The 4,943-nt window shown below is 54.4% G+C and carries 5 protein-coding genes and 1 pseudogene; 5 read left to right on the top strand and 1 reads right to left on the bottom strand.

Translation table 11 applies throughout. From position 1 onward, the window contains the following. The first annotated feature begins 145 nt into the window (after positions 1 to 145). The 4 genes from trxA to VEZ52_RS00885 all read left to right on the top strand — a co-directional run bounded on the left by trxA (position 146) and on the right by VEZ52_RS00885 (position 3,755). Positions 146 to 469, top strand: coding sequence for a thioredoxin (trxA, locus tag VEZ52_RS00900; RefSeq protein ID WP_192111854.1), 324 nt, complete (start codon positions 146 to 148; stop codon positions 467 to 469). Beyond that, positions 466 to 1,392 carry a thioredoxin-disulfide reductase gene (gene trxB / locus VEZ52_RS00895; protein ID WP_240824401.1) on the top strand — a complete coding sequence of 309 codons (927 nt, stop codon included), beginning with the start codon at positions 466 to 468 and terminating at the stop codon, positions 1,390 to 1,392. The genes trxA and trxB overlap by 4 nt, the downstream gene beginning before the upstream one ends. Continuing rightward, the gene (locus tag VEZ52_RS00890) at positions 1,385 to 2,116 is read left to right on the top strand and encodes an outer membrane protein assembly factor BamD (RefSeq protein ID WP_192111853.1); all 732 of its coding nucleotides are present in this window, start codon (positions 1,385 to 1,387) and stop codon (positions 2,114 to 2,116) included. The genes trxB and VEZ52_RS00890 overlap by 8 nt, the downstream gene beginning before the upstream one ends. Before the next feature lie 181 nt (positions 2,117 to 2,297). After that, a complete protein-coding gene (locus VEZ52_RS00885; protein ID WP_324835134.1) occupies positions 2,298 to 3,755 on the top strand; it encodes a cation diffusion facilitator family transporter in 1,458 nt (485 codons plus the stop codon). Between the two features lie 205 nt (positions 3,756 to 3,960). Here the strand turns inward: VEZ52_RS00885 and yihA are convergent, their stop codons facing one another. Continuing rightward, positions 3,961 to 4,629 carry a ribosome biogenesis GTP-binding protein YihA/YsxC gene (gene yihA, locus VEZ52_RS00880; protein ID WP_324835133.1) on the bottom strand — a complete coding sequence of 223 codons (669 nt, stop codon included), beginning with the start codon at positions 4,627 to 4,629 and terminating at the stop codon, positions 3,961 to 3,963. A 185-nt stretch (positions 4,630 to 4,814) separates the two neighbouring features. Between yihA and VEZ52_RS00875 the strand changes: the two are divergent. After that, positions 4,815 to 4,943: pseudogene (locus VEZ52_RS00875) on the top strand (elongation factor P); the annotation flags it as partial.

Below are 4,943 nucleotides of genomic sequence, written 5' to 3'. Positions count from 1 at the left end.
TGCAAAACAAGAGATTGTCTTGACAGAGAGCACATTGGTATCTACTCTTAGTCAATACAGAAGCATACACTTTAAATGCGCTTCTGTTCGCGTCACAGGCCAATAGTGGCCGTGGAGCGATACAAAGCAACGTAAGGAGATAGTTATGGCTGAACAGGTCACTGACGCCACCTTTGAAAGCGTTGTGCTCAAGTCCGATCTTCCGGTTCTGCTCGATTTTTGGGCTCCCTGGTGCGGTCCTTGCCGCGCTGTTGGCCCCATTATTGACGAACTGGCCACTGAGTATGATGGCAAGGTGCGTGTCGTAAAAATGAACGTGGACGAAAATCCGGCCACGCCCACCAAGTTTGGCATCCGCGCTATCCCGACTCTTGTCCTTTTCAAAAAGGGTGAAACGGTAGAGCAGATCACCGGAGCTGTCACCAAGGCTGCCCTGAAAGACCTTATCGATACAAAGGCTCTGGCATGAAAGAATATGATGCCGTAGTCATAGGCAGCGGCCCCGCTGGCATTACGGCAGCAATGTATCTGGCCCGCTCTGGTTGCTCGGTGCTTATGCCCGAGCAACTGGCAGCGGGTGGTCAGATTTTGCAGACTGAGGCCATGGAAAACTATCCCGGTTTTCCCAAGGGCATCAAGGGTTATGAGCTGGCGGATCTTTTTGAAGCGCACTTGACCGGCCTTGATGTTGACCGGCCAGCTGCAGCTGTTGAATCCGTAACCGGTTCGGCTGGGCGTTTTGCTGTTCGCGCTGGCGGCGTGGACTATATCGGCAAGACGGTCATTGTTTGTTCCGGAGCGCACCACAAGCCGCTTGGGCTTGAGGGCGAAGATCGGCTGCGCGGTCATGGTGTTTCCTATTGCGCCATCTGCGACGGCAATTTCTTTCGCAATCAGACCGTGGCGGTTGTAGGCGGTGGTAATTCGGCGTTGGAAGAGTCGCTTTATCTTGCAAAGATTGTGGGAAAGCTCTATCTTATCCATCGCCGCGATGAATTCCGCGGGCACAAGATTTATCAGGATAAGCTTGACGCCTATGGCGACAAGATCGAGATCCTGCGCAGCAGCGTTGTGAGCCGTTTGCACGGCGAAAACGAGCTGACAGGTCTGACGGTTAAGGAACTGAAGACCGGAGAGGAACGTCATTTGCCCGTAGACGGGCTTTTTGTCTACGTGGGATATGAACCCTCCACCGGCTTTTTGCCCGCAGAGGTCGTACGTGACGCACAAGGTTTCATTATCACCGATACGGAAATGCGCACCAGCATTCCGGGCGTTTTCGCAGCCGGTGATATTCGCTCCAAGCTTTGTCGTCAGGTAATCACTGCCGCCGGTGACGGCGCAACTGCCGCGCAGGCGGCGTTTGTATTTTTGGAACAGCTCCATGCATAAAAAACTGCTTCGCTCCATTTTGCTTGTCATAAGCATGTTTGCGGTTTCCGGTTGCGGCATCATTGATATGATCTACCTGCCGCCGGCGGAAGACACCGCCCAGGAGGTTTTTGAAGCCGCCAATGACGCCATGAGTGAGAAAAACTACGTGCGCGCCGTGGAGCTGTACAACAAACTCCGCGATACGTATCCCTTCAGCCCGTACACGGTTGATGCGGAACTGTCGCTTGCAGATGCCTACTTCCTTGACGAGGAATATGAGCTTGCTGCCGAAACCTACAAGGATTTCGAGTCGCTGCATCCTCGCCACGAAGCCATTCCGTATGTTCTGTACCAGACTGGCATGTCGCTCATGAAGCAGTTCCGCTCCATCGACAGGGCCACCACAGAACTCAAGGAAGCTTACGACTACTTTGACCGCTTGCGCCAGACCTTCCCCGACTCTCCGTATTCCAAGAGCGCGGAAGAACATATGCGCACGTGCCGTCAGCTCATGGCCGAACACGAACTGTATATTGCCGACGTGTTCTGGCACATGAAAAAGTACGGACCGGCCTGGCATCGTTATGAATACATTATGAAAAACTTCAAGGACGTGCCTGAAGTTGCCGATCATGCCAAGGAAAAGAGCCTCGCTGCCTATCACAACTATCGTGAGGCGCAGTCGCAGGAAGTTCGCGAAAAGCGTGAAGGCAGCTGGAAGCGGTGGTTTACCTGGTTGTAACAATCCGTAACGGTTATTCCTGAAGGTTGTCAGATTAATACAAACCGGCTGTTTTGCAAAAAACAGCCGGTTTGTGTCACATAACCCCCATGCACTTTTCGAACTACGCTTGCAATCAGCGCCTTTCTCGCGCCAACCTCTGCAAATTCCGTATATTTAATCCTTCTGTAGGAAACGTACTATGAACGTTATGGATAACGGCGCCAGCGAAAAAAGCCGAGCAGCCATGTTGTCGCTGCTCGCGGCACTGGGGCTTACCAGCATCAAGCTTGCGGTCGGCTTGTATACCAACAGTCTTGGCATATTGTCTGAAGCATTGCACAGCGGGCTTGATCTGCTGGCGGCTGCCCTTACCCTTGCTGCGGTGAGAATTTCAGCCAAACCAGCAGATTCGCGGCATCCTTACGGGCATGGCAAGGCCGAAAACCTCTCGGCACTTGCGCAGACGGTGCTTTTGTTCGCCACCTGCGTATGGGTGGTCTACGAGGGCGTTCAGCGCCTCACTTCAGGTTCAAGCCCTGTCGTGCCTTCGCTCTGGGGTGTTGGCGTCATGGCGATTTCCATGGCAGTTGACATCAACCGGGTACGCGTTTTGCGGCGGGTTGCCAAAAACTTCAACAGCCAGGCTCTAGAAGCTGATGCCCTGCATTTTTCCACAGATATTCTTTCTTCTGCTGTCGTGCTTGTAGGGGTGCTGGCCGTGTGGCTTGCACAGGCCCTGCAACTGCCTGAGCCCATAAGCCGCGTTCTTTCGCAGGCAGATACTGTGGCGGCTCTGCTTGTGGCTGCGATTATTTTTCGGGCAAGCATGCACATGGCTTCGGATGCCGTGAATATGCTGATGGATTCGGGCTCATCACAGGCGAGCGAAGCCATTGTGGTAGCCGTGCGAAAAATCGCGGGCATTTCCGAGGTCACGCGTGTGCGGGTGCGCACCAGCGGGCCGCAAAGCTTTGTGGATTTGACTGTGGGCGTCGCGCCGGGGCTGAAGGTCAGCGATGGGCACCGCCTCGCGCATGAGGCTGAAGAAGCTGTGTCCGGCGTTCTACCTGGTGCGGATGTGACCGTGCACGTGGAGCCTCGCAAATCGTGCCGCATTGATGAAAACAATCCCTTTGCCCTGGTGCAGGTTGCCGCATCCGAACATGGCCTTGCAGTTCATGATGTGCATATTTTGAGCGCAGACAGCGCCTGTCATATTGAGCTGCACGTTGAACTGCCGGGCCAGATGCCCTTTGACCGGGCATACGCGCGGGTCAAGGCTTTTGAGGACACACTGCGTGAGGCTTTGCCGGGTGTTGAAATCGTCAGCCACATGGAACCCAAGGCTCCAAGCGCCGCGCTTGAGCCGGGCGCTTCGGTTTCTGTGCCTTTTTCAGAGATGGCCTGGCGTGAAATCATGGCAGCAGTGGAAAATGAGCCTCTGGCGGCTATGCCGCACAAGTTTTCTACCTATGTGCTGCCGGAGCAGGGGGTCTGCATTTCATTTCACTGCAATGTGAGTGTGGGGCTGTCTGTGGAAGAGGCGCACAATGTCTGTACGCGACTTGAAAAGCGTATTCGTGCCGCAGTGCCCCAACTGGGGCGTCTGAGCATCCATATGGAGCCGGCAGTTGTGTCAAATACCCCTGCGGCATAACTGCCTCAGTATATTTGCCTGCGTGCGGCTTTGAAAACCACTGCGCCCAGCTACAGGGGGCGCAACTGCCTGCCGATCTGAATCCTGATTACGGCGCTGTTGTGATCAGCGCCGTAATCTTTTTGCTTTTTGAGGATTCCGCTCGGTCGCGGGCTTTGAATAAAGCGGAGCCTACAGATATTCTTGCTGTGAACCAATTCTGGTTTTAAGCCTGTTCCTGCGGCTCCTGTTCAGGAATAATGCCGCTCTGGGGCTCAGCTTCCGCGTCGTCGGCATTGAGCGTACCGGGGGCAACGCGCTGGGGAACCGCTGTTTCAACGAGCGCGCGCCAGAGGTTATCAATACCGTAACGGTTGCTGGAAGACGTGACGATGGGGCGGGTTCCGAGCAGCTCTTGCCATTCATTCTGGCGGTTGGCGCGCTCCCGCTGGCTGCACTTGTCTGCCTTGGTCAGCACGGGCACAATATTCAGGCCGTTGGTGCGGGCAAAGGACGCCAGATTTTTGTCGAGCTTCTGGGGTTCAAGGCGGCTGTCGAGCAGCAGGGCCAGGGCCTTGAGGCCTGCGCATTCCACCAGGTAGCGCTCAAGGAGGCGCGCCCATTTTTCGCGTTCCGTATGGCTTGCGCGGGCATAGCCGTAACCTGGCAGGTCAACCAGATAAAAGTCGTGAGGGGTCACGCGGTAATAATTCACCGAGCGGGTTTTGCCGGGCGTGGAGCTGACTTTTGCCAATTTTTTTCGGCCAGCCAGCGCGTTGATAAGCGATGATTTACCCACATTGGAGCGGCCCGCAAGGGCTATCTGCGCCTCGGGCAGTGATATGAGCTGCTCAAGAGTATAGGCTGTAGTTTCAAGGGTAAGAACGGGATTCATAATAAACCTCATGTGATACTTTAACTTTGTGTCTTGACAAGCAAGCATCTTTCAGCAAATATTTTCAATTCAGGGCTGACATTTTCAGCCAACTTCGTATAAGGTAGCCGCTCTTGCCGCAGTTGGCAAATGATCGGCCTTACGCCAGTTTGCGCCATTTTGCGGCGACATGTTTAGGAGGACAAATGTATTCTACCACAGACTTTCGCAAGGGTCTGAAGATCGAAGTCGAAGGCACCCCTTACGAAATCGTTGATTTTCAGCATTTCAAGCCCGGCAAGGGTGGCGCTATGGTTCGTACCAAGCTGCGCAAC

The organism is Desulfovibrio sp., from assembly GCF_035644575.1.
Taxonomy (GTDB): Bacteria; Desulfobacterota; Desulfovibrionia; order Desulfovibrionales; family Desulfovibrionaceae; genus Desulfovibrio.
Note: the sequence above shows the minus strand (reverse complement) of the source record. Positions and strands in the feature narration are given on the sequence as shown.